The sequence below is a fragment of the Pseudomonas sp. D1-1 genome (assembly GCF_051132225.1).
Classification (GTDB): Bacteria; Pseudomonadota; Gammaproteobacteria; order Pseudomonadales; family Pseudomonadaceae; genus Aquipseudomonas.
Genome location: NZ_CP071676.1, coordinates 3890622 through 3913870, shown reverse-complemented (window position 1 = coordinate 3913870; position 23249 = coordinate 3890622). Strand labels below are relative to the sequence as shown.

Annotated in this window: 21 protein-coding genes; 5 read left to right on the top strand and 16 right to left on the bottom strand. The window is 62.0% G+C overall.

What is annotated here, in order from left to right; translation table 11 throughout:
- Positions 1 to 64: 64 nt before the first annotated feature.
- The 10 genes from J3P86_RS17545 to ccoN (J3P86_RS17500) all read right to left on the bottom strand — a co-directional run bounded on the left by J3P86_RS17545 (position 65) and on the right by ccoN (J3P86_RS17500) (position 7781).
- Positions 65 to 475 carry a type II toxin-antitoxin system VapC family toxin gene (locus J3P86_RS17545; RefSeq protein WP_434629691.1) on the bottom strand — a complete coding sequence of 137 codons (411 nt, stop codon included), beginning with the start codon at positions 473 to 475 and terminating at the stop codon, positions 65 to 67.
- On the bottom strand, positions 476 to 745 hold the full coding sequence (locus J3P86_RS17540) for a type II toxin-antitoxin system Phd/YefM family antitoxin (protein ID WP_434672434.1): 270 nt from the start codon (positions 743 to 745) through the stop codon (positions 476 to 478). It lies immediately after the preceding gene.
- A 133-nt stretch (positions 746 to 878) separates the two neighbouring features.
- Complete coding sequence (gene ccoP / locus J3P86_RS17535) at positions 879 to 1862, bottom strand: cytochrome-c oxidase, cbb3-type subunit III (RefSeq protein ID WP_434698532.1); 984 nt, start codon at positions 1860 to 1862, stop codon at positions 879 to 881.
- On the bottom strand, positions 1859 to 2044 hold the full coding sequence (locus tag J3P86_RS17530) for a CcoQ/FixQ family Cbb3-type cytochrome c oxidase assembly chaperone (protein WP_003175465.1): 186 nt from the start codon (positions 2042 to 2044) through the stop codon (positions 1859 to 1861). Before J3P86_RS17530 ends, ccoP (J3P86_RS17535) begins: the two co-directional genes overlap by 4 nt.
- A 5-nt stretch (positions 2045 to 2049) precedes the next feature.
- Positions 2050 to 2658 carry a cytochrome-c oxidase, cbb3-type subunit II gene (gene ccoO, locus J3P86_RS17525; RefSeq protein ID WP_305499959.1) on the bottom strand — a complete coding sequence of 203 codons (609 nt, stop codon included), beginning with the start codon at positions 2656 to 2658 and terminating at the stop codon, positions 2050 to 2052.
- On the bottom strand, positions 2658 to 4100 hold the full coding sequence (gene ccoN / locus J3P86_RS17520; protein WP_186636610.1) for a cytochrome-c oxidase, cbb3-type subunit I: 1443 nt from the start codon (positions 4098 to 4100) through the stop codon (positions 2658 to 2660). The genes ccoO (J3P86_RS17525) and ccoN (J3P86_RS17520) overlap by 1 nt, the downstream gene beginning before the upstream one ends.
- Before the next feature lie 481 nt (positions 4101 to 4581).
- Positions 4582 to 5535, bottom strand: coding sequence for a cytochrome-c oxidase, cbb3-type subunit III (ccoP, locus tag J3P86_RS17515; protein ID WP_434698530.1), 954 nt, complete (start codon positions 5533 to 5535; stop codon positions 4582 to 4584).
- Positions 5532 to 5732, bottom strand: a complete 201-nt coding sequence (locus J3P86_RS17510; RefSeq protein ID WP_305499961.1) for a cbb3-type cytochrome oxidase subunit 3 — start codon at positions 5730 to 5732, stop codon at positions 5532 to 5534. Before J3P86_RS17510 ends, ccoP (J3P86_RS17515) begins: the two co-directional genes overlap by 4 nt.
- Before the next feature lie 5 nt (positions 5733 to 5737).
- Entirely contained in the window at positions 5738 to 6346 is a 609-nt protein-coding gene (gene ccoO / locus J3P86_RS17505) for a cytochrome-c oxidase, cbb3-type subunit II (RefSeq protein ID WP_434698529.1), read from the bottom strand.
- Between the two features lie 10 nt (positions 6347 to 6356).
- Entirely contained in the window at positions 6357 to 7781 is a 1425-nt protein-coding gene (ccoN, locus tag J3P86_RS17500; protein WP_305499963.1) for a cytochrome-c oxidase, cbb3-type subunit I, read from the bottom strand.
- A gap of 97 nt (positions 7782 to 7878) precedes the next feature.
- On the opposite strand from ccoN (J3P86_RS17500), the gene J3P86_RS17495 reads away from it, so the two are divergent.
- A complete protein-coding gene (locus J3P86_RS17495; protein ID WP_434698528.1) occupies positions 7879 to 8571 on the top strand; it encodes an alpha/beta family hydrolase in 693 nt (230 codons plus the stop codon).
- Between the two features lie 169 nt (positions 8572 to 8740).
- Here J3P86_RS17495 and J3P86_RS17490 read toward each other — a convergent pair whose 3' ends face one another.
- The 3 genes from J3P86_RS17490 to acnA all read right to left on the bottom strand — a co-directional run bounded on the left by J3P86_RS17490 (position 8741) and on the right by acnA (position 14028).
- Positions 8741 to 10306, bottom strand: a complete 1566-nt coding sequence (locus J3P86_RS17490) for a methyl-accepting chemotaxis protein (protein WP_434573002.1) — start codon at positions 10304 to 10306, stop codon at positions 8741 to 8743.
- 76 nt (positions 10307 to 10382) lie between these two features.
- Positions 10383 to 11171 (bottom strand): lysostaphin resistance A-like protein, encoded by a 789-nt coding sequence (locus J3P86_RS17485; protein ID WP_434698527.1) that lies wholly within the window; start codon positions 11169 to 11171, stop codon positions 10383 to 10385.
- Positions 11172 to 11286: 115 nt separating this feature from the next.
- Complete coding sequence (gene acnA, locus J3P86_RS17480) at positions 11287 to 14028, bottom strand: aconitate hydratase AcnA (protein WP_434698525.1); 2742 nt, start codon at positions 14026 to 14028, stop codon at positions 11287 to 11289.
- Between the two features lie 172 nt (positions 14029 to 14200).
- On the opposite strand from acnA, the gene rlmM reads away from it, so the two are divergent.
- Together rlmM and tusA are read left to right on the top strand one after the other, a co-directional pair.
- Positions 14201 to 15274, top strand: a complete 1074-nt coding sequence (rlmM, locus tag J3P86_RS17475) for a 23S rRNA (cytidine(2498)-2'-O)-methyltransferase RlmM (RefSeq protein ID WP_434698524.1) — start codon at positions 14201 to 14203, stop codon at positions 15272 to 15274.
- Between the two features lie 195 nt (positions 15275 to 15469).
- Positions 15470 to 15721 carry a sulfurtransferase TusA gene (gene tusA, locus J3P86_RS17470; RefSeq protein ID WP_305499973.1) on the top strand — a complete coding sequence of 84 codons (252 nt, stop codon included), beginning with the start codon at positions 15470 to 15472 and terminating at the stop codon, positions 15719 to 15721.
- On the opposite strand, the gene J3P86_RS17465 is transcribed toward tusA, so the two are convergent.
- Complete coding sequence (locus tag J3P86_RS17465; protein ID WP_434698523.1) at positions 15718 to 17121, bottom strand: MATE family efflux transporter; 1404 nt, start codon at positions 17119 to 17121, stop codon at positions 15718 to 15720. The two genes, tusA and J3P86_RS17465, sit on opposite strands and share 4 nt — an antisense overlap.
- 283 nt (positions 17122 to 17404) lie before the next feature.
- Here J3P86_RS17465 and pdxB point away from each other — a divergent pair, with 283 nt between their 5' ends.
- On the top strand, positions 17405 to 18547 hold the full coding sequence (gene pdxB / locus J3P86_RS17460; protein WP_434698522.1) for a 4-phosphoerythronate dehydrogenase PdxB: 1143 nt from the start codon (positions 17405 to 17407) through the stop codon (positions 18545 to 18547).
- Between the two features lie 163 nt (positions 18548 to 18710).
- On the opposite strand, the gene J3P86_RS17455 is transcribed toward pdxB, so the two are convergent.
- Positions 18711 to 18890: a PA1571 family protein gene (locus J3P86_RS17455; RefSeq protein ID WP_123341965.1), complete on the bottom strand. Its 180-nt coding sequence runs from the start codon at positions 18888 to 18890 to the stop codon at positions 18711 to 18713.
- Positions 18891 to 19139: 249 nt separating this feature from the next.
- Here J3P86_RS17455 and J3P86_RS17450 point away from each other — a divergent pair, with 249 nt between their 5' ends.
- Positions 19140 to 20921: an ABC transporter transmembrane domain-containing protein gene (locus tag J3P86_RS17450; RefSeq protein ID WP_434698521.1), complete on the top strand. Its 1782-nt coding sequence runs from the start codon at positions 19140 to 19142 to the stop codon at positions 20919 to 20921.
- 216 nt (positions 20922 to 21137) lie between these two features.
- Here the strand turns inward: J3P86_RS17450 and J3P86_RS17445 are convergent, their stop codons facing one another.
- Positions 21138 to 23066: a transglycosylase SLT domain-containing protein gene (locus tag J3P86_RS17445; protein WP_434698520.1), complete on the bottom strand. Its 1929-nt coding sequence runs from the start codon at positions 23064 to 23066 to the stop codon at positions 21138 to 21140.
- Positions 23067 to 23249: the final 183 nt, after the last annotated feature.

Here is a 23249-nt window from a genome sequence, read left to right as displayed (position 1 = left end):
TCATGACCCAGATCAATTGACTATAGCCATGTCATGGTTTCCGGCGCGCGCATCTGTTGCTTGGCTAGCTAACCCATGGGTTGATCAGCGCCACGCCGCTGCTTCTGAAATCCGCCACGTTGCGGGTTACCACGGTCAGCCCATGGACCAGCGCCGTGGCGGCGATCAGCGCATCGCACTCATTGCTGCGGTCCGGGACATGCAGGCGGGCGCAACGCAGGGCCACGGCGCGGTCGACCGCGAGGATCCTGCCGGCAAACGCGGGCATGACGTGGTTATTCAGCCATGCACGCAAACGGCTGCCTTGCGCCGGGTCCTTGCGCTCAAAGCGCAAGACTCCGGTTTCCAGTTCCAACACGGTGATGGCCGAAACATACAGGCTGGGAGCGGGGACACTGCGCGCCCAGGCTTGTACGTTTTTATCGGCCTGGGGCTTGCGCAGCTCCGAGATGACGTTGGTATCGAGCAGGAACATTCAGGACAGGTCCACCGAGCGGGGCGTGATGACGGCGCGCTCGGGATCGAAGTCGATATCCGGCGCATCGGGCATGACCAGCAACTCGACGATGCTGGTGCCAGCGCCGGTCAGTTTCTGGTACTCCTCAATGCTTAGCAGCACATGGGCCGGCTTGCCACGGTCGGTGATAATGACCGGGCCTTCTCGGGTAGCTTTTTTGGCACCGCTTGTGTCGTGGTTGAACTCGCGGCTGGAAATGGTGGTGATGGACACGGCGGCGTCCCCCATTGAGTGTGAATGTAGGCACGTTACTACCGGCGCCGGATGCAAGCAAGGGTGAACAGGTGCAGCATGTTTCCCTGTGGACAAAAAAGGCCCCGCCAATGTGATTGGCGGGGCCTTCGTGTATCAGCTGCTTGCCTTACTGAGCGTCAGCAGCCGGAGCCTTTTCGCCGTGGGACAGGCTGTAGACATAGGCAGCCAGCAGGTGGACCTTGTCGTTGCCCTGCAGATCGGCCTGGGCCGGCATCTGGCCTTGGCGACCGTAGCGGATGGTCTGCTGCAACTGAGCGAAGCTCGAACCGTAGATGAAACCGGCCGGGTGCGTCAGGTCGGGTGCGCCCATGGCGGGCGTGCCTTTGCCGGCGGGGCCGTGGCAGGCCACGCAGTTGGCGGCGAACAGCTTCTGGCCGTTGGCCGGATCGGCCTTGGCGCCTTCCGGCAGTTTGCGGCTGTGCAGGCCGGTTACCAGATAGGCAGCCACGTCGGCGACGCCTTGTTCGCCAACCACGGCAGCCCAGCCCGGCATGACGGCATGACGACCGCCCATGATGGTGGTCTTGATGGTCTCCGGCTCGCCACCCCAGCGCCAGTCGGCGTCGGTCAGGTTAGGGAAGCCGTAGGCGCCCTTGGCGTCGGAGCCGTGGCAGACCGAGCAGTTGGAGGCAAACAGGCGGCCACCCATCTTCAGGGCCTGCGGGTCCTTGGCGACTTCTTCAATCGGCATGGAGGCAAACTTGGCGAAGATCGGACCGAATCTGGCATCCGAGCGGGCCATTTCCTTTTCCCACTCGTGCACGCCGGTCCAGCCGGTCTGGCCGTTGGCGAAGGGGGTCTGCTTTTCGGTGTCCAGGTAGTTATAGCCTGGCAGCAGGCCTTTCCAGTTGCCCAGGCCAGGGTAGAGCACCAGGTAACCAAGGGCGAACACGATGGTGCCGATGAACAGCATGAACCACCATTTCGGCAGCGGGTTGTCGTACTCCTCGATCCCGTCGAAGGAGTGGCCAACCGTTTCCTCGGTGGCTTCGCTGCGCTGGCCCTTGCGGGTCGACAGCAGCAGCCAGGTCAGGGCGAAGATCGTTCCCAGGCTGAGGACTGTGACGTACAGACTCCAGAACGTAGTCATTCTTTGTTACTCCTAGAAGCTTGCTCGACGTGCTTGATGGCTTCGGGATCATCCGCGAACGGCAGCAAGGTCGCGTCTTCGAACTCCGACTTGCGCTTGGGGCTGAACACCCACAGGGCCAGGCCGATAAAGGCCACCATCACGACGACGGTGCCCAGGCCACGAATCATCCCGATATCCATCCAGATCACCGTTTGCTTTTGATGATGGTGCCCAGGCCTTGCAGATAGGCCACCAGCGCGTCCATTTCAGTCTTGCCTTTCACGGCATCCCTGGCTCCGGCGATGTCTTCGTCGGTGTAGGGCACGCCGAGGGCGCGCAGGACTTCCATTTTCTTGGCGGTGTCTTTGCCGTCGAGCTTGTTTTCTACGAGGAACGGGTAGGCCGGCATCTTCGATTCAGGCACTACGTTGCGCGGGTTGTACAAGTGCGCACGCTGCCAGTCATCGGAGTAGCGACCACCGACGCGGGCCAGGTCCGGACCGGTGCGCTTGGAGCCCCACAGGAACGGGTGGTCCCAGACGCTTTCACCAGCAACGGAATAGTGACCGTAGCGTTCGGTTTCAGCACGGAACGGACGGATCATCTGCGAGTGGCAGCCGACACAACCGTTGGCGATGTAGACGTCGCGGCCTTCCAGTTCAAGGGCGGTGCGCGGCTTCATGCCTTCGACCGGCTTGTTGGTGACATCCTGGAAGAACAGCGGAACGATCTGGGTCAGGCCGCCAATGCTGACGGCGATGACCATGAAGAAGGCCAGCAGGCCGATATTCTTCTCTACTGCTTCGTGCTTCATCAGTGAGCTCCAACTACGGCGATCTTGGCGGCGGCTTCTGCTTCAACCGGGTCAGAGGCACGAACGGTGCGATACACGTTGTAGGCCATCAGCAGCATGCCGCTGGCGAAGAACGCGCCGCCCAGGGCACGGACGATGAAACCGGGGTGGCTGGCTTGCAGTGCTTCGACGAACGAATAGGTCAGGGTGCCGTCGTCGTTGATCGCGCGCCACATCAGGCCCTGGGTGATGCCGTTGACCCACATCGAGGCGATGTAGAGCACGGTACCGATGGTGGCGAGCCAGAAGTGCGCGTTGATCAGGCCGGTGCTGTGCATCTGCGCACGACCGAACAGTTTCGGGATCATGTGGTAGATGGCGCCGATGGAGATCATCGCGACCCAGCCGAGCGCACCGGCGTGTACGTGGCCGATGGTCCAGTCGGTGTAGTGGCTCAGGGAGTTGACGGTCTTGATCGCCATCATCGGACCTTCGAAGGTCGACATGCCGTAGAACGCAAGGGATACCACCAGAAAGCGCAGGATCGGGTCGGTGCGCAGCTTATGCCAGGCGCCCGACAGGGTCATCATGCCGTTGATCATGCCGCCCCAGCTTGGCGCCAGCAGGATGATCGACATTGCCATGCCCAGGGATTGCGCCCAGTCCGGCAGCGCGGTGTAGTGCAGGTGGTGCGGACCGGCCCAGATGTACAGGGTGATCAGCGCCCAGAAGTGCACGATGGACAGGCGATAGGAATAGATCGGACGCTCGGCCTGTTTCGGCACGAAGTAGTACATCATCCCCAGGAAGCCGGTGGTCAGGAAGAAGCCCACGGCGTTGTGGCCGTACCACCACTGGATCATCGCGTCGGTCGCGCCCGAGTAGGCCGAGTAGGACTTGAAGAAGCTGACCGGCAGCGACGCGTGGTTGACGATGTGCAGCATGGCGGTCACGACGATGAATGCACCGTAGAACCAGTTGCCGACGTAGATGTGCTTGGTCTTGCGCTTGACGATGGTGCCGAAGAACACCAGACCGTAGGTCACCCAGACAATGGCGAGCAGAATAGCCAGGGGCCATTCCAGTTCCGCGTATTCCTTGGTGGTGGTGAAACCCATTGGCAAGGTCACGATCGCGCCGACGATCACCGCTTGCCAACCCCAGAAGGTGAAGGCGGCGAGGCTGTCGGAAATCAGTCGCGTCTGGCAGGTTCGCTGCACGACGTAGTAGGAGGTGGCAAACAACGCACAGCCACCGAAGGCGAAGATCACCAGGTTGGTGTGCAGCGGGCGCAGGCGTCCAAATGTCGTCCATGGCAGATCGAAGTTCAACTCCGGCCAGACCAGTTGCGAGGCGATGAAGACACCGAGCCCCATGCCAAGGATCCCCCAGACCACCGTCATGATGGCGAACTGGCGGACTACCTTATAGTTATAAGCAGTCGGACTGATTGCTGTGCTCATTCTAAGGTTCCACGGTTTGGGTATTTTATTAGGATAAAAATCGGCCGCAAGTATGGAGAAAGCGGGGGGTCATTGCAACGCGCCATGACCTGCGTCAATGCTTTCCAACGCTGATTCTGCGGCCTTTCCATGCGCCGCGTAGGGACAAAAATCGCCCCCGACAAATTGTCGCGTCAAATGTACGAGGCGAGGGGGGCGGGTCGGTTGTAACGGGGTGTGTTCAAACGCTGCGTTCGGGGGATGCCCAGGTGTTCTCGCAACCGTCGGTATCTACCTGACTTCGCGGGGTTTTTATCGAACGAGCGGCAAACACATCGGGTCGGCTCGACCAGGTCCCGGCAGTCGCCCACATGCTTTGGGGCAAGCTTAGACGCGATTGCAGCGAACCGAAAGGAAGACCTTGGAAGGGTGCGACAATGCGTCGCGCAATGACATGGATCAGCCGCATCCGGATGAATGCGACTGATCAAACGGACAGGATTTATTCGCCTTCGCGTTCAGCTTGCAGGCGCTCGGTACCGGCGCCGTGGGAAAGGCTGTAGACGTAGGCGGCGAGCAGTTGCACCTTGTCGTTGCCGAGCAGTTCATTCTGCGCCGGCATATGGCCCTGACGGCCATGGCGGATGGTCTGCTGCAACTGCGCCAGGCTGGTGCCGTAGATGAAACCGGCCGGTTGCGTCAGGTTCGGCGCGCCCATGGCTTCGGTGCCCTGGCCGTTGGCGCCGTGGCAAGCCACGCAAGTGGTGTTGAAGGCTTGCTGGCCGGCTTGCAGGTCGGCACCGCTGTCGGCCGGTAGAGGCAGGCCAGCCAGGTCGTGGCGCACATAGGCGGCGACGTTCCTGACCCCGGCGTCCCCCAGCACTTCACCCCAGGCCGGCATTGCCGCCATGCGACCGCCCATGATGGTTGCCTTGATGGTCTCGGCAGTGCCGCCCCAGCGCCAGTTGCTGTCGGCCAGGTTCGGAAAGCCGAAGGCGCCCTTGGCGTCCGAGCCATGGCAGACCGAGCAGTTGGAGGCGAACAGGCGGCCCCCCATTTTCAAGGCTTGCGGGTCCTTGGCAACCTCTTCCACCGGCATTGCGGCGAATTTGGCGAAGATCGGCCCGAACCTGGCGTCGGCCCTGGCCATTTCCCTTTCCCATTCGTGGGCGCCGGTCCAGCCATTTTCGTAGCCGGGCAGGATACCTTTCCAGTTGCCCAGGCCGGGATACAGGATCAGGTAGCCGACGGAGAACACCAGGGTGCCGGCAAACAGCAGGAACCACCATTGCGGCAAGGGGTTGTCGTACTCCTCGATGCCGTCGAAGCTGTGGCCCATGGTCTGGTCGACGCTGCCCTTGGTCTCGCCCTTGCGGGTGCCGATCAGCAGCCAGGTCAGGCCGATGAGGCTGCCGAGGGTCAGCACGCAGATCCACGTACTCCAGAAAGTGCTCATGACCGGGTACTCCTTGGTGCGGGGTCTTGGGGGGTAGCGTCAGCGGGCGGCTCGTCGGCGAACGGCAGCAGGCGCGCCTGGGCGAATTCCGGGCCGCGCTTGCTGCTGAATACCCAAAGGGTCAGGCCGATGAAGGCCACAAACACCACGACCGTGCCCAGGCCGCGAATCATTCCAGTGCTCATTTCAAGGAACATCGCGCTTACCTCTTGCTCTTGATGGCAGTGCCGAGCACTTGCAGGTAGGCCACCAGTGCGTCCATCTCGGTCTTGCCCTTGAGCGAGGCTGCCGCGCCTGCAATGTCGTCGTCGCTGTACGGCACACCGAGGGTGCGCATGGCGCGCAGCTTGCCTTCGGTGTGGCTGCTGTCGACCGCCTGGGTCACCAGCCATGGGTAGGCCGGCATTTTCGACTCGGGGACGACGTTGCGCGGGTTGTACAGGTGGGCGCGATGCCAGTCATCGGAGTAGCGCGCGCCGACCCGGGCCAGGTCCGGGCCGGTGCGCTTGGAACCCCACAGGAAGGGGTGGTCCCAGACGCTTTCGCCAGCGACGGAGTAGTGCCCGTAACGTTCGGTTTCGGCGCGGAACGGACGGATCATCTGCGAGTGGCAGCCGACGCAGCCTTCGCGGATATAGATATCGCGGCCTTCAAGCTGCAGAGCGGTGTAGGGCTTCATGCCGTCCACCGGTTTGTTGGTCACGTCCTGGAAGAACAGCGGCACGATCTGGGTCAGGCCGCCGACACTCACGGCCAGGACCATCAGCAGCATCAGCAGGCCGACGTTTTTTTCGATTGTTTCGTGTTTCATGGCGGACTCCTCAAGCCATCTGCGCGGCAGCGGCGGCTTCGGCAGGCTGGTAGGCCCGCACGGTGCGCCAGGTGTTGTAGGCCATCAGCAGCATGCCGGCGAGGAAGATCGCCCCACCCGCCAACCGCACGATGAAGCCGGGGTGGCTGGCCACCAGGGTTTCGACGAAGGAGTAGGTGAGCGTGCCGTCCTCGTTCACCGCACGCCACATCAGCCCCTGGGCGATGCCGTTGACCCACATCGAGGCGATGTACAGCACGGTACCGATGGTCGCGAGCCAGAAGTGCGCGTTGATCAGGCCGATACTGTGCATCTGCGCCCGGCCGAAGACTTTCGGGATCATGTGGTACAGCGCACCGATGGAAATCATCGCCACCCAGCCGAGCGCGCCGGCATGAACGTGGCCGATGGTCCAGTCGGTGTAGTGGGAGAGGGCGTTGACGGTTTTGATCGCCATCATCGGGCCTTCGAAGGTCGACATGCCGTAGAACGCGAGGGATACCACGAGAAAGCGCAGGATCGGGTCGCTGCGCAATTTATGCCAGGCCCCCGAGAGGGTCATCATGCCGTTTATCATGCCGCCCCAACTGGGCGCCAGCAGGATCAGTGACATCACCATGCCCAGCGACTGTGCCCAGTCCGGCAGCGCTGTGTAGTGCAGATGGTGCGGGCCGGCCCAGATGTACAGGGTAATCAGCGCCCAGAAGTGCACGATGGACAAGCGATAGGAATACACCGGGCGCTCGGCCTGTTTCGGCACGAAGTAGTACATCATCCCGAGGAAACCGGCGGTGAGGAAAAAGCCCACGGCGTTGTGCCCGTACCACCACTGCACCATCGCGTCCGTGGCGCCGGCATACACCGAGTAGGATTTGGTGAGGCTCACCGGCAGTTCCAGGTTGTTGACGATGTGCAGGAGCGCCACGGTCAGGATGAACCCGCCGAAAAACCAGTTGCCGACGTAGATGTGTTTGGTGTTTCGCTTGGCCACGGTGCCAAAGAACACGATGGCGTAGGCGACCCAGACAATGGTGATGAGAATGTCGATTGGCCACTCGAGCTCGGCATACTCCTTGGAACTGGTGTAGCCCAGTGGCAGGCTGATGGCCGCCAGCAGGATCACCAGTTGCCAGCCCCAGAAGCAGAACGCGGCGAGTTTCGGTGCAAACAGCTGGGTCTGGCAGGTGCGTTGCACCGAGTAGAACGAACTGGCGAACAGGGCGCAGCCGCCGAAGGCGAAAATCACCGCGTTGGTGTGCAGTGGGCGCAGGCGGCCGAAGCTGGTCCAGGGCAAATCGAAATTGAGCTGTGGCCAGACCAATTGGGCCGCGAGAAAAACCCCGAGGCCCATGCCGACGATGCCCCACACCACCGTCATAATGGCGAATTGGCGGACCACCTTGTAGTTGTAGGCGGTACTGATTGAAGTGTTCATGGTTCCCCATCCACGGTTCAGCCGAAGTGCGCGCCCGCGCAGGGCAGGTGCAGCGTTCTTCGCCTGGAGTTATAGGCAGACTGAAAGCGAGGCAAGCATGAACAAACAGCACAAGGCCAGTATTGACGGGGATCAATGGGCGCGATGCGTGACCGAGCGCGGCTGGTTGTGGACAGCCGCGAAACCCGGTGCTGGCGCCGAATCGCCGACGCTGATTTTGGCCCATGGTGCGGGTGCGCCGATGGACAGCGGCTTCATGAACGAAATGGCCGCGCGCCTTGCCGCGCAAGGCATCAATGTGTTGCGCTTCGAGTTTCCCTACATGGCCCAACGGCGCCTGGACGGCGGCAAGCGCCCACCCAACCCGGCGCCTAAGCTGCTGGAATGCTGGCGTGAGGTCTACGCCACGGTGCGACCCTATGTCGCTGGGCGGCTGGCGATTGGCGGAAAATCCATGGGCGGGCGCATGGCAAGCCTGGTGGCCGATGAGCTGGGTGCCGATGCGCTGGTGTGCCTCGGGTATCCCTTCTATGCCGTGGGCAAACCGGAAAAACCGCGGGTCGAGCATTTGGCGGCGTTGAACACCCGGGCGCTGATTGTCCAGGGCGAGCGGGATGCGCTGGGTAATCGTGAGGCGGTCGAAGGTTATGCCTTGTCACCTGGCATCGAAGTGCTGTGGTTGGCGGCCGGGGATCATGACTTGAAGCCGCTGAAGGCTTCGGGATTCAGTCACGAGCAGCATCTGGAGGCGGCGGCGCAGAGAGTGGCTGGGTTCTTGTCTCAAGATTGATGGCGCTTGTGCGGGCCTCTTCGCGAGCAGGCTCGCTCCCACAATTGGAATGCATTTCAATGAGCAACCTGGAACTCCTGTGGGAGCGAGCCTGCTCGCGAAAGCGATCTTTCAGAGCGTAAAAAACCCGGAAGCTTTCGCTGTCCGGGTTTTCAGTTTGCCACTGAAATCAGCGGTTGAACCGCTCCACCAACGAATACTGGGTATTGGCCGTTCGAGTCAGTTCTTCGCTGAGCAGCGCCGAGCTGTGGGCCTGTCCCGAGGTCTGGTCGGCCAGTTCCGAGATGTTGCTGATGTTGCGGCTGATCTCCTCAGCCACCGAGCTCTGCTCCTCGGTGGCAGCCGCGATCTGGGTGGTCATGTCGGTGATGTGGGCCACGGCTTCGCTGATCCCGACGAGCGCCTGGTCCGCTTCCATGACCCGCGCCACGCCTTCTTCGGCCTGGCGATGGCCAGCGTCCATGGTCTGTACGGCGTTGTTGGCGGTCTGTTGAAGCTTGGCGATCAGGGCATGGATCTGCCCGGTGGATTCGCTGGTACGCTGGGCCAGTTGCCGCACTTCGTCGGCCACTACGGCAAAGCCGCGACCCATTTCACCGGCGCGGGCCGCTTCAATGGCGGCGTTGAGCGCCAGCAGGTTGGTCTGGTCGGCAATGCCCTTGATCACGTCGACCACACCACCGATTTCGTCGCTGTCCTTGGCCAGCTGGGTCACGGTCTGCCCGGTCTCGCCCACTACCACCGACAGGCGTTCGATGGCTTCACGGGTTTCTCCGGCAATGTCACGACCGCGACTGGTCAGGCGATTGGCCTCCTGGGTGGCATCGGCGGTGCGCTGCACGTGGCTGGCGACTTCCTGGGTGGTCGCGGCCATCTGGTTGACAGCGGTGGCCACCTGTTCGGTTTCCACCCGCTGGCGCTCAAGGCCTGTGGAACTGTCGTGGGCCAGGGAATTGGATTGCCGCGCTTGCGCGTTGAGATGTTCGGCGGTGTCCTGCAGGCGGGTCAGGCAGGTCTTCAGGCGCGCTTCCTGGCTGAGAATCGACATCTCCAGGCGTGCCTGGACACCGCGGCTGTCGGTGTACATCCGCGCGATCAACGGGTCGGAAGTGGTCTGTTCGGCCAGGCGCAGCAGGCGCTTGATCCCGCGTTGCTGCCATTGCAGGCCCATCAACCCCAACGGCACCGACAGCAGCGCAGCCAGGGCGAAGCCCCAGGAAGAGTTGAGGAACGCGCCAACGACGAAGCTCAACTGGCTGACCAGGATGAATGGCAGCCAGTCCTGCAGGATCGGCAGCCATTTGTCGCTGCCGGGTACCGCGGCCTTGCCCTGGTTGATGCGTTGATAGAGCGCTTCGGCTCGGGAGATCTGCTCGGCGCTGGGTTTGACCCGTACCGATTCATAGCCGACCACCTGATTGCCTTCGAATACAGGCGTGACGTAGGCGTTGACCCAGTAATGGTCACCGTTCTGGCAGCGGTTCTTGACGATGCCCATCCATGGCAAGCCTTGTTTCAGCGTGTCCCACATGTGGGCAAACACGGCCGACGGAACGTCGGGATGGCGTACCAGGTTGTGCGGTGCATGGATCAGCTCTTCCTTCGAGAACCCGCTGATTTCAACGAACGCGTCGTTGCAGTAGGTGATCACACCCTTGGTATTGGTGGTGGAAATCAATCTTTGCTGGGCCGGGAAGGTCCTTTCGCGCTGTGTAATAGGTTGGTTGTTACGCATGGTGGTGTAGTCCGCAAGGCTTTGAAAGGTTGTCGGCACCGTCAGCTTTTTGTTGAAAAAATTCTGCCCGGCGGCGTCACGCCAGCATCGGGTAAGTAAACAGGGCGAAATGCAGCAGATTGAGGCCGAAATGTGTGGCAATCGCCGCGCCCAGGCCGCCAAACCGATAGGCGAGGCCATAACCGATCCCGGCCAGCCCCGACAGCAATACCCACTGCCAGCCGGCACCGGCATGCACCAGGCCGAACAGCAGCGAGGCCAGCAGCAATGCGAGGTTGTCGCCATGGCGCAGATGTTTGAAGCGTCGGCTCAGGCCGCCCTGGATGTAGCCACGAAACAGTGCTTCCTCGACCAAGGTCACCAACAAAAGATTGTTGAGCACCCAGATCCAGGCCTGGTCCGGCCATTTCGGTGCCCAATGGATCATGCCCAGCAACATCGCCCCGCCCAAGGCCATTATCGCGCTTAGCGCAAGCCCCAGGGCCGTGCCGTAGACAGCGCCACGAAACGAGCGGCGGCCAACGATCCAGGGGCATGCCAGCAACAGCCAGAAACCGATCAGGGGCTTGTCCTGGTTCAGATACATCGCAAACCGCACGGCGTCATCGCTGAAGCGTTGCGCCGCGATCGCCCGGCTGTTGAAGAAACCCGGCATCCAATGCAATGCCAACGCGACCGCCAGGACGATGAACAGGCAATGCCCGAGAAACTGCCCGACCGGCGTCTGCCGCTGGCGAACCGCGTACCCGGCGAACAGCAGTAGCGCGACCGAGATGATGGCAGTCCAGGCCAGATGGCCGTACGCGAGGGCCAGGCCATAACCGATCGAGAGAAGGGCCAGGTACGGCCAGGGTAGGGAGAGCATGTGGAGTCCTTTGGGGCGGAAACATTCGAGGCTGTCGGGGCCGGCGGGATTATAGGCAGACCCAAACGAAAACACCGCCCTCAAGAGGCGGTGTTTTCGTAGGACGCTTCTTTTTTTATCCTGCAATCAATTGCCGCAGGACAAAATGCAGGATCCCGCCAGCCTTGAAATATTCCACTTCGTTCAAGGTGTCGATCCGGCACAACACTTCAATCCGCTCCTGGCTGCCATCCTCGCGGGTGATGACCACCGGCAGATTCATGCGCGGCGTCAGCTCGGCATCGCTCAGCCCGAGGATATCAAGGGTCTCCCTGCCAGTGAGGTTCAGGCTCTTGCGATTCTGATCGAGCTTGAATTGCAGCGGCAGCACGCCCATGCCCACCAGGTTGGAGCGGTGAATGCGTTCGAAGCTTTCGGCGATCACGGCCTTCACGCCCAGCAGGTTGGTACCCTTGGCCGCCCAGTCCCGGCTCGAACCGGTGCCATATTCCTGCCCGGCAATGACCACCAGAGGCGTGCCGGTGGCCTGGTACAACATGGCCGCATCGTAGATCGACATTCTTTCGCCGTTGGGGATATAGATCGTATTGCCGCCTTCTTCGCCGCCGAGCATCTCGTTGCGGATACGGATATTGGCGAAGGTGCCGCGCATCATCACCTGATGATTGCCCCGTCGCGAGCCGTAGGAGTTGAAGTCCCGCGGTTCCACGCCTTGTTCGCGCAAGTAACGGCCGGCAGGGCTGTCTGTCTTGATATTGCCGGCTGGCGAGATATGGTCGGTGGTCACCGAGTCTCCGAGCAGCGCAAGGACGCGCGCGCCCTCGACATTCCTGACCACCGGTGGCGGCCCGCCGATGTCGTCGAAGAATGGCGGATGCTGGATGTAGGTCGAGTCGTCTTGCCATACATAAGTAGCCGCCTGCGGCACTTCGATGGCTTGCCACTGTTCGTCACCGGCGAACACGGCGGCGTATTCCTTGTGGAACATGCTGGTGTCGACCTGGGCCACGGCGTCGGCTACTTCCTTGCTGCTCGGCCAGATGTCGCGCAGGTAGACCGGATTGCCGTCCCGGTCGTTGCCCAGCGGTTCGCTGCTGATATCGATGCGCACGGTGCCGGCCAGGGCGTAGGCGACCACCAATGGCGGCGAGGCCAGCCAGTTGGTTTTCACCAGTGGATGCACCCGGCCCTCGAAGTTGCGGTTACCCGACAGCACCGAAGCCACGGTCAGGTCGGCTTTCTGGATGGCTTTTTCGATGGGGTCGGGCAGAGGGCCGGAGTTGCCGATACAGGTTGTGCAGCCGTAGCCCACCAGGTCGAAGCCGAGCTTGTCGAGATACTCGGTCAGGCCCGCGGCGTTGTAGTAGTCGGTCACCACCTTGGAGCCAGGCGCCAGGGAGCTCTTGACCCAGGGCTTGCGCGTCAGGCCTTTTTCCACGGCTTTTTTTGCCACCAGCCCGGCGGCCATCATCACGCTGGGGTTGGAGGTGTTGGTGCAAGAGGTGATGGCGGCAATCACCACCGCGCCGTTTTTCAGGCGATGGGTCTGGCCTTCGAATTCGTACTCGGCTTCCCCTACCTGATCGGCATTGCCTACCGCGACGCCTCCGCCGCCTTCGCTTTCCAGGCGGCCCTCGTCCTTGCTGGTGGGTTTGATCTGCAAGCCGAGGAAATCACTGAAGGCTTGGCCGACATTCGGCAGCGAGACCCGATCCTGGGGACGCTTGGGGCCGGCGAGGCTGGCCTCGACGCTGCCCATGTCCAGTTCCAGCGTGTCGGTGAACACCGGTTCCTGGCCAGGCAGGCGCCACAGGCCCTGAGCCTTGCAATAGGCTTCCACCAGTTTCACGGTTTCTGCGGGGCGCCCGGACAGGCGCAAGTAATCCAGCGTTACATCGTCCACCGGGAAGAAACCGCACGTGGCGCCGTATTCCGGGGCCATGTTGGCGATGGTGGCGCGGTCGGCCAGGGGCAGGTCGGCGAGACCGTCGCCATAAAACTCGACGAATTTGCCCACCACACCCTTCTTGCGCAGCATCTGCGTGACGGTCAGCACCAGGTCGGTCGCGGTGATACCTTCGCGCAGCTTGCCGGTGAGCTTGAAACCGACAACCTCGGGGATCAGCATCGATACCGGTTGGCCGAGCATCGCCGCTTCCGCCTCGATCCCGCCGACGCCCCAGCCGAGCACGCCGAGGCCATTGATCATGGTGGTGTGAGAGTCGGTGCCGACTAGCGTGTCGGGGAAGGCGTAGGTGCGGCCGTCTTCCTCTTTGGTCCAGACGGTGCGACCCAGGTATTCCAGGTTCACCTGATGGCAGATGCCGGTGCCCGGTGGCACCACGCTGAAGTTGTCGAAGGCACTCTGGCCCCAGCGCAGGAAGGCATAACGTTCGCCGTTGCGCTGCATTTCGATGTCGACGTTCTGCTCGAAGGCCTGGCGGCTGGCGAACTTGTCCACCATCACCGAGTGGTCGATCACCAGGTCGACCGGTGACAACGGGTTGATTCGCTGGGGATCGCCTCCGGCCTTTTCCACGGCGGCGCGCATGGCGGCCAGGTCGACCACGGCGGGCACGCCGGTAAAGTCCTGCATCAGCACTCGTGCCGGGCGATACTGGATCTCGCGGTCGGAGCGGCGCTCCTTGAGCCAACCGGCCAGGGCCTTGAGGTCGGCGCCGGTGACGGTTTTTTCATCTTCCCAGCGCAGCAGGTTTTCCAGCAGCACCTTGAGGGACATTGGCAGTTTATCCAGATCACCGAGGCTTCGCGCGGCGTCCGGCAAGCTGAAATAGTGATAAGTCCTGGCGTCGACTTGCAATGTTTTAAGGGTTTTCAGGCTATCGAGGGACGGCATTGAAATCACTCCTTTGAGTCCGCACGGCTACGGACTGACGGAACGGACAGAGCCTTTAACCTAGCCCTGTTTTGAGCGTATGACTAATCACTGGACTCTATGGACAGGTTCGCGGTTCCGAACTCCGCTATCATGCGGCGGTTTTCGTGACAGGCTTTGCTACGGAGTTTCAATGAACACGCTTTTTATGCACTGCCGACCGGGCTTCGAAGGCGAGGTCTGTTCCGAGATCGCCGAACATGCCGCGCGGCTGAACGTGGCCGGCTACGCCAAGGCCAAGCCGGCCAGCGCCTGCGCCGAATTCGTCTGCACTGAAGAGGACGCCGCCGAGCGGCTGATGCGTGGGCAGCGCTTTGCCGAGCTGATTTTCCCGCGCCAATGGGCGCGTGGCTCGTTCATCGAGTTGCCGGAGACCGACCGCATCAGCGTCATCCTCGCCCATCTGGCGGCTTTCCCGACGTGCGGCAGCCTGTGGCTGGAAGTGGTCGATACCAACGACGGCAAAGAGCTTTCGAACTTCTGCAAGAAATTCGAAGGTCCGTTGCGCAAGGCCTTGAGTGGCGCCGGCAAGCTGGTGGACGACCCGCACAAGCCGCGCCTGCTGCTGACGTTCAAGAGTGGCCGCGAAGTGTTCCTTGGCCTGGCGGAAGCCGACAATTCGGCAATGTGGCCGATGGGTATTCCGCGGCTTAAATTCCCTCGGGAAGCGCCGAGCCGCTCGACCCTCAAACTCGAAGAGGCCTGGCACCATTTCATCCCCCGTGACCAATGGGACGAGCGGCTGCACAGCGACATGACCGGCGTGGACCTCGGCGCCGCGCCGGGTGGCTGGACCTGGCAATTGGTCAACCGGGGCATGCTGGTGACGGCCATCGACAACGGTCCGATGGCTGAAAGCCTGATGGACACCGGCCTGGTGCAGCACTTGATGGCGGACGGCTTCACGTTCAAGCCCAAGCAGCCGGTGGACTGGATGGTCTGTGACATCGTCGAAAAACCCGCGCGCAATGCGGCGATGCTGGAAGAGTGGATTGGCGAGGGGCATTGCCGTGAGGCGGTGGTCAACTTGAAACTACCGATGAAGCAGCGTTACGCCGAGGTGAAGCGTCTGCTCGAACGCATCGCCGAGGGTTTCAAGGCCCGGGGTATCAAGGTCGAGATTGGCTGCAAGCAGCTGTATCACGACCGTGAGGAAGTGACGTGCCATCTGCGGCGGCTGGATAGCAGGAAGCCGAAGTCTCGCTAAAGCCAAAGAGCTAGCCTTTGTGGCGAGGGAGCTTGCTCCCGCTGGGTTGCGAAGCGCCCCCAATGCCCTGTCGGATTCCAAGAGCGACGACTGCTGCGCAGCCGAGCGGGAGCAAGCTCCCTCGCCACATTGGATGCGCATTTGTTAAGAGCGCCGACATTGCGCGACAATAGCGGCCAGTTTCAGGAGTAGAACATGAGTGAAATGAACGAAACGCCGGTCGACGGCACGCTGGACGCCACCGGTCTCAACTGTCCGGAGCCGGTGATGATGCTGCATCAGCATATCCGTGACCTGGCCCCCGGCGGACTGCTGAAAGTCATTGCCACCGACCCGTCGACGCGCCGTGATATCCCCAAGTTTTGCGTGTTTCTCGACCACGAACTGGTCAGCCAGGATGAAGTGGACGGCACCTACCGCTACTGGATCCGCAAGAAGCTCGCTTAACCTGTCGAGCGACTGATGCGAATCTGCCCACGGGCACTGCGCGTCAGTCGGATCGACAGCATCAACGCCGCGCAGCTCAATCCCACGATCAGACCCTGCCACAATCCGCTTGGGCCGCTGGCGGTGCCGAGCCAGTCGGTCAGGCCCAGGGCATAACCCACCGGCAAGCCGATGCCCCAGTAAGCGAAGAGCGTCAGGATCATCGTCACCTGGGTGTCCTGGTAACCGCGCAGCGCGCCCGCCGCCGTGACCTGGATGGCATCGGAAAACTGAAACAGCGCCGCGTAGACGATCAGCATCGATGCCACTTCGATCACCACGGGGTCGGCGGTATAGATCGCCGCGATAGGCCCGCGCAACGCGAACATCAGGCTCGCCGACAGGCAGGCGTACGCCAGGGCCGTGGCCATGCCGACACCCGCTGCAAAGCGCGCTTCCCGAGGCTGGCTACGCCCCAGCGCCTGGCCGACCCGTACGGTCACGGCCATGCCCAGGGAATAGGGGATCATGAACACCAGCGAGCTGAAATTCAGGGCGATCTGGTGTCCGGCCACCACCGTGGCACCGAGGCTGCCGATCAGCAGGGCGATGACCGCGAAGATGCTAGATTCGGCAAACACCGCGATGCCGATCGGCAGGCCGATGCCGAGCAGGCGCTTGATGACTGACCATTGCGGCCAGTCGAAACGGCTGAACAGCTGACTCGATTGATAGATCGGGCCCCAGCGTGTCCAGGCGGCCATGCCCGCCGCCATGAACCACATCACGATGGCCGTGGCCCAGCCGCAGCCGACACCGCCCATGGCGGGGACGCCCAGGTGTCCATAGATGAAGATGTAGTTGAGCGGAATGTTCAGGGCCAGCCCGCACAGCCCCAGCACCATCGCCGGTCGCGTACGCCCCAGGCCGTCGCTGAAGCAGCGCAGCACGTAATAGAGCGCCACCGCCGGAAGACCGCTGCCGATGCCGCGCAGGTATTCCATGCAAGGGCCGATCAGTTCGGGATCGACTTTCATGACATGCAGGATCGGTTCGGCGCTGAGCAGCGCCAACGTTGCGATCAGCCCCACCGCGAGTGCCAGCCACAATGCCTGACGCACCAATGGACCGATCTGTTCAAACGTACCGGCACCGAAACGCTGGGCCACCTTCGGGGTGGTAGCCAACAGCGTGCCGGTCATCAACAGGAATACCGGAACCCAGATCGAGTTGCCCAGCGCCACCGCCGCGAGATCCCGCGGCCCGACCCGGCCGGCCATCACCGCGTCGACAAAGCCCATGGCGGTGGTCGCCAATTGCGCCACCATGATCGGCAGGGCCAGGGCCAGCAGGGTCTTGAGCTCCAGGCGCACCCGGGCAGGGCGGGAGAGAGTGGTGGCGGTGTCGATCACAGGATTCACAGGGCAAGCATCCGAAAATATTAAGCGCAAGGCGGCGAATTCTACGCCTTGACGCATCGGTCAGGAAAAAACCTGTGTTGGGGATTTGTAATCGGGCAGTACGGCAGCTTTCGTGGCGAGGGAGCTTGCTCCCGCTCGGCTGCGCAGCAGTCGCTGGCATTTTGGGCCCGCTTCGCAGGCCAGCGGGAGCAAGCTCCCTCGCCACAATGTTACTGCTCGCTCCTGGTAATGCGCGAAGCAACCGGAACGCCTACACTGGCCATCCCGCCAAAGGAGCTTTGCCATGCTGATCGTTGCCGACGAAAACATTCCCTTGCTCGATGCGTTTTTTCAAGGTTTTGGTGAAATCCGCCGGGTGCCGGGGCGGGGCATCGACCGGGCGTTGGTCGAGCAGGCTGACGTGCTGCTGGTGCGTTCGGTCAGCCAGGTCAATCGGGCGCTGCTGGAAGGCAGCAAGGTGCGTTTTGTCGGGACCTGCACCATCGGCACCGATCACCTGGACCTGGAATATTTCGCCGAAGCCGGCATCCGCTGGGCCAGTGCCCCGGGCTGTAACGCCCGCGGTGTGGTGGACTATGTGCTGGGCAGTCTCATGACCCTGGCGGAAATCGAAGGCGCGGATCTTGCGCAGCGCACCTTTGGCGTCGTCGGCGCGGGGCAGGTGGGCGGGCGATTGATCAAGGTACTCAAAGACCTGGGCTGGGTCGTGAAAGTCTGTGATCCGCCGCGCCAGGCTGCCGAAGGCGGCGATTACCTGAGCCTGGAGCAGATTATCGAGCAGTGCGATGTGATCAGCCTGCACACACCCCTGACCCGCGATGGCGAGCAACCGACCTGGCACCTTTTCGACGAGCAACGATTGAACAACCTCAAGCCGGGGACCTGGTTGATCAACGCCGCTCGCGGCCCGGTCATCGACAACACGGCGCTGCGCGAGGTGCTGCTGGAGCGCGAAGATCTGCAAGCGGTGCTGGATGTCTGGGAGCGGGAGCCGACAGTCGACGTCGATCTGGCCGACCTCTGCGTGATCGCCACTCCGCACATCGCCGGCTATAGCCTTGACGGTCGCCAGCGTGGCACGGCGCAGATTTATGAAGCCTTGTGCGGATTCCTGCAGCGGCCGGTGGAAGTCAGCCTGGCCGAGCTGTTGCCACGGCCGTGGCTCGCCGGCCTCACGCTGGATGCCGCCACCGACCCGGCCTGGGCCCTGGCGGCGTTGTGCCGGAGCGTTTACGACCCGCGCCGTGACGATGCGGACTTTCGCCGCAGCCTTATCGGCACCGACAGCGAGCAACGTAGCGCCTTTGATGCCTTGCGCAAGCATTATCCGCCACGCCGGGAAATCGACAGCTTGAAGGTGCGGATCGAAGGGCAATCGCCGACGTTGGAAAATATCGTGGCAGCCCTGGGCGCCACCATTGCTTGAGCATAGAGCGCCTTGTGGCGAGGGAGCTTGCTCCCGCTCGGCTGCGAAGCAGTCGCCGACTGCAACTGTCCAGCCGGAGCAAGCTCCTTCACCCCGCAAGGCGGCAAATCAAAGGCATAAAAAACCCGACATCAAGGTCGGGTTCAGCTGAAGACGGGCTGTATCACTTTTGTTCGGCAGGTTTGACCAGTCGTTTTTCCAGTTCGCTGCAGGCTTTCTGGATCATGTCTTCGGTGATCGGTACTTCGCGCCCTTGGGCATCGATGAACGAGCAGCCCAGGGACTGGTCCGGTTGCGTGCGGATCACTTGAATCTTGTCTTCGCTGCTGTGTTGCAAGGACATGGCCTGTCTCCTCATCAGGTTGCGTGCCTATAGTAATGTCGCCAGGTGACCGAGCCATGACACTCCTTGAGGTTCACGGCGACAGCTCCACTCAACCAGAAACGCTGACGCATTTCCAGCCAGACTTTAGACCGATAACATCTAGAGCCTGATCTTGGCGGTCATATCTAACCTGACTCATCCTGACTCAAATTGGTTCCGCTGCGTTTCGGTGCTCGTGACCGACTCCTTTTCCCGTTGCATTATCGGATGCCCTCGATGCTTTCTTCCCGACAACGCCGTGCCATACGCCTGGCCAGCGGCTTCATTGCTCCTTACCGCAAACAGGTCTTTGGCGCTTTGCTGGCCCTGATCGTCACCGCCGGCATTACCTTGTCCATGGGGCAGGGTATCCGGTTGCTGGTGGATCAGGGTTTCATGACGCGCTCGCCGCATCTGCTCAATCAATCGATCGGGTTGTTCATGGTCCTGGTGGCGGGGTTGGCGGTCGGTACGTTTGCCCGTTTCTACCTGGTGTCGTGGATTGGCGAGCGGGTGGTGGCCGATATCCGCCGACAGGTTTTCAACCACCTGGTGTATCTGCATCCCGGGTTCTACGAAAACAACCGCAGTTCGGAAATCCAGTCACGCCTGACCGCCGACACCACGCTGCTGCAATCGGTGATCGGTTCGTCGTTGTCACTGTTTCTGCGCAACGCGCTGATGGTGGTCGGAGGCATCGTGCTGCTGTTCGTCACCAATCCCAAGCTCACCAGCATCGTGGTGATTGCGCTGCCGCTGGTGCTGGCGCCGATCCTGGTCTTTGGCCGGCGAGTGCGCAGCCTGTCCCGCGAAAGCCAGGACCGCATCGCCGATGTCGGCAGTTACGTTTCCGAAACCCTCGGCCAGATCAAGACGGTGCAGGCCTATAACCACCAGGTCCAGGACGAGCACCGTTTCGCTGCTACCGTGGAGCAGGCCTTCGACACTGCCCGCAAGCGCATCGCCCAGCGCGCCTGGTTGATTACCCTGGTGATCGTTCTGGTACTGGGTGCGGTGGGCGTAATGCTCTGGGTCGGTGGCATGGACGTGATCGCCGGGCGCATTTCCGGCGGTGAGCTGGCGGCATTCGTGTTCTACAGCCTGATTGTCGGGAGCGCTTTCGGTACGCTCAGCGAAGTGATCGGCGAGCTGCAGCGGGCGGCCGGCGCCGCGGAGCGAATTGCCGAGTTGCTGCGTTCGCAGAACATCATCCAGCCGCCGGCGACGGGCCTTGTCACGTTGCCGCAGCGGGTCAGGGGCGACCTGCGCCTTGAAGGTGTACGGTTTTCCTACCCGTCGCGGCCGGAAAGCTACGCGGTCGATGGTCTGGACCTTAGCGTCAACGCTGGCGAAACCGTTGCGCTGGTCGGCCCGTCCGGGGCGGGCAAATCCACCGTGTACGATCTGCTGCTGCGATTCTACGATCCAGTGCAGGGGCAGATATACCTCGATGGTGTGCCGCTGACCTTGCTTGACCCGTTGGACCTGCGTCGTCACTTCGCCCTGGTCTCGCAGAGCCCGGCACTGTTCTTCGGTACGGTGGAAGAAAATATTCGCTACGGCAATCCGCAAGCCACCGACGAACAGGTGCGCGAAGCGGCGCGGATCGCTCACGCCCATGACTTCATCGAGAAAATGCCGGATGGCTACCAGACCCATCTGGGCGATGGCGGCCTGGGTTTGTCCGGTGGCCAGCGCCAACGCCTGGCCATCGCCCGGGCACTGCTGATCGACGCGCCGATCCTGCTGTTGGACGAAGCCACCAGCGCGCTCGATGCACAAAGCGAACACCTCATCCAGCAAGCCCTGCCCAGCCTGATGAAAAACCGCACCACCCTGGTCATCGCCCACCGCCTGGCCACGGTGAAAAATGCCGACCGGATCGCGGTAATGGACCAGGGCAGGGTAGTCGCCGTGGGCACTCATCAGGAGTTGGTGGCGAGTAATGCGCTGTATGCGCGGTTGGCGGCGTTGCAGTTCAACGTTAGCTTGGAGTCGGCAGCCGACTGAGCGCAGCGTCTACACGAATCCCTTGTGGGAGTGAGCTTGCTCGCGATAGCGGTGGGTCAGCTTGCATCCATGTTGAAGGTGCCGACGGCATCGCGAGCAAGCTCGCTCCCACAAGGTCCAGCACCGACCAAGTAACCGACCAAGTAACCGACCAAAAAATGCCCGCACTTTCGATGCGGGCATTTTTTTCTTCTCAGGACAGCTTCTCGCTAATACTCACTGATCATCGAAATAGCGCTCGTGCCAGTCCACCAACGGTTGTGGCGAGTTGAGTTTCTGGCCGTAGATCACCGAGTAGGACAGCACGTTCTGTACGTATTGACGGGTTTCGTCGAAAGGGATGCTTTCGACCCAGACGTCGAAGCTCAGGTGGTCAGCGCCACGCAGCCATTGACGCACGCGGCCAGGGCCGGCGTTGTACGCGGCGGAGGCGAGGACCCGGTTGCCGTTGAACTGGCTGTGCACCTGGCTCAGGTAAGCCGCGCCGAGCTGGATGTTCTTGTCCGGGTTGAACACTTGCTGGGGCGATGCCAGGGGAATGTTGAACTTGCGGGCGGTTTCCTTGGCGGTGCCTGGCATCAACTGCATCAGGCCGCTGGCACCGACGCTGGAGCGGGCATCGTCCATGAATGCGCTTTCCTGGCGGGTGATGGCGAACGCCCAGCTTGGATGCAGGCCGCGGATCCTGGCTTCGCGCACCAGCGTGTCGCGGTGGGCCATCGGGAAGCGGATATCCAGGTCGTCCCAGTATTTGGCCTGGCTGATGGTGCGGATGGCCGGGAAGTACCATTTCAGGTCATAGGCCAGTTTCGCCTGGGCAACCATTTCGTCCCGGCTGAAATGACGGCTGACGTGATACCACTCGCGGCGGCCATCGACGATCTGTCCGCGCGCATGAAACTCCAGCGCGCGGCGCACGCCCGGGGTGTTGCGCACTTTGTTGATCAGCGCCTGGCTCATCACCAGCGGCTTGTTGTTGAGCGAATAGGGTGACTGGGAGCGGTCGGCCGCCAGGAAGCCGTAGAAGTCACGCTCCCGGGCCAGTTGCTTGTAGAGCGTCACCGCTTGCGGGTTCTGCGGCTGCGCCAGCTCCAGGCTGCGGGCCTGCCAGTAACGCCAGCGGTTGGTGGTGGCGAGCGACTCGGGCAGGCGGCGGGTCAACTGATAGGCATCTTCCCAGCGGGCCAGGCGCAACAGCAGGCGCAAACGCCATTCCGAGACAGTGTCATCGCGCAGCTCCGGGTCGTATTTGGTCATCACGTCGAGGGCGCGGCTGTCGAAGCGTTTGGCCAGGGTCAGACCGATTTCCCGGGCGATTGCCACTTTCTCGTCTCGAGAGAAATGCATGGTGCTGGCATACCCGTCCAGCAACGCCATGGCTTTTTCCGGGTCCTGGCGGGCCAGGCGTCGCAAGCCGAGGCTCACGACATCGGACATCGGTTCATCGGCGGGCGCGAAGCGCGAAGGCTGGTTGAGCAGTTCGGGCCTCTGCGCCACGTCGATCAACAGGCTGCCGCGAGGCGCCAGGGTGGTCAGGCCGCTCACCAGGCTGTTGGCCAGCGGATAGTTACGCGCCTGGGCGGCCAGTTTGGCGCGCTCCCAGCGTTTCTGCTCAGTCAGTTGGCCTTGGGCCGCCCACATGCCGAACAGCGCATCGCAGGCCGCCGGCTGGGATTTGCCGGTAAGCCAGAGTTTCTCAGCGTTGGCGTAGCCTTCGGCCTTGAGGCCATGGCTCAGTTGATATTGAGCGTTGAGGCAATCGAGTTCGGTGAAGTTGAGCTTGGGGTCGTAATACTTGACGAAGGTTGCCCAGTCGCCACGCTCCGCCAGCCAGCGCAACCAGCGCAGCTTCATCCAGTTGGCCTGGGGCAGGTCGCCATGTTCGGCGAGGAATTTCTCGATCTCGGCATTGCTCGCGCTTTTCAGGCGAGCGGTCAACTCATCGTAGGCGAGGTAGGGCTCCAGCGGATAATCGCGCAGGGCCTGGCTGTAGCGCAAATAGGGGCCGGAATCACCTTTGGCCAGGGCGCGCTTGGCCTCATCGTAATACTGGCGCTGGGTGGAAATATCCACCGCCTGGGCGGTCTGAACGGCAGTGGCACACACAAACAAACAAGATAAGACACTGAAAAGGCGACTGCGCATGATACGTCCGGGCAGAAAAAACAAGACAAGCCCGGGGGGAGCCCGGGGTAACTGCCTGTAGCTTAGCCTTTTGCCAGCAACCGGCGAAAGCTTTGCAGGGCCGTTCGCGCAAGTTCGCAACAATTGTTGTGCAGAGTGCTTCGGAGGCGAAATTGGCGGACCTTTGAGGCCTCTTCTCAGGTA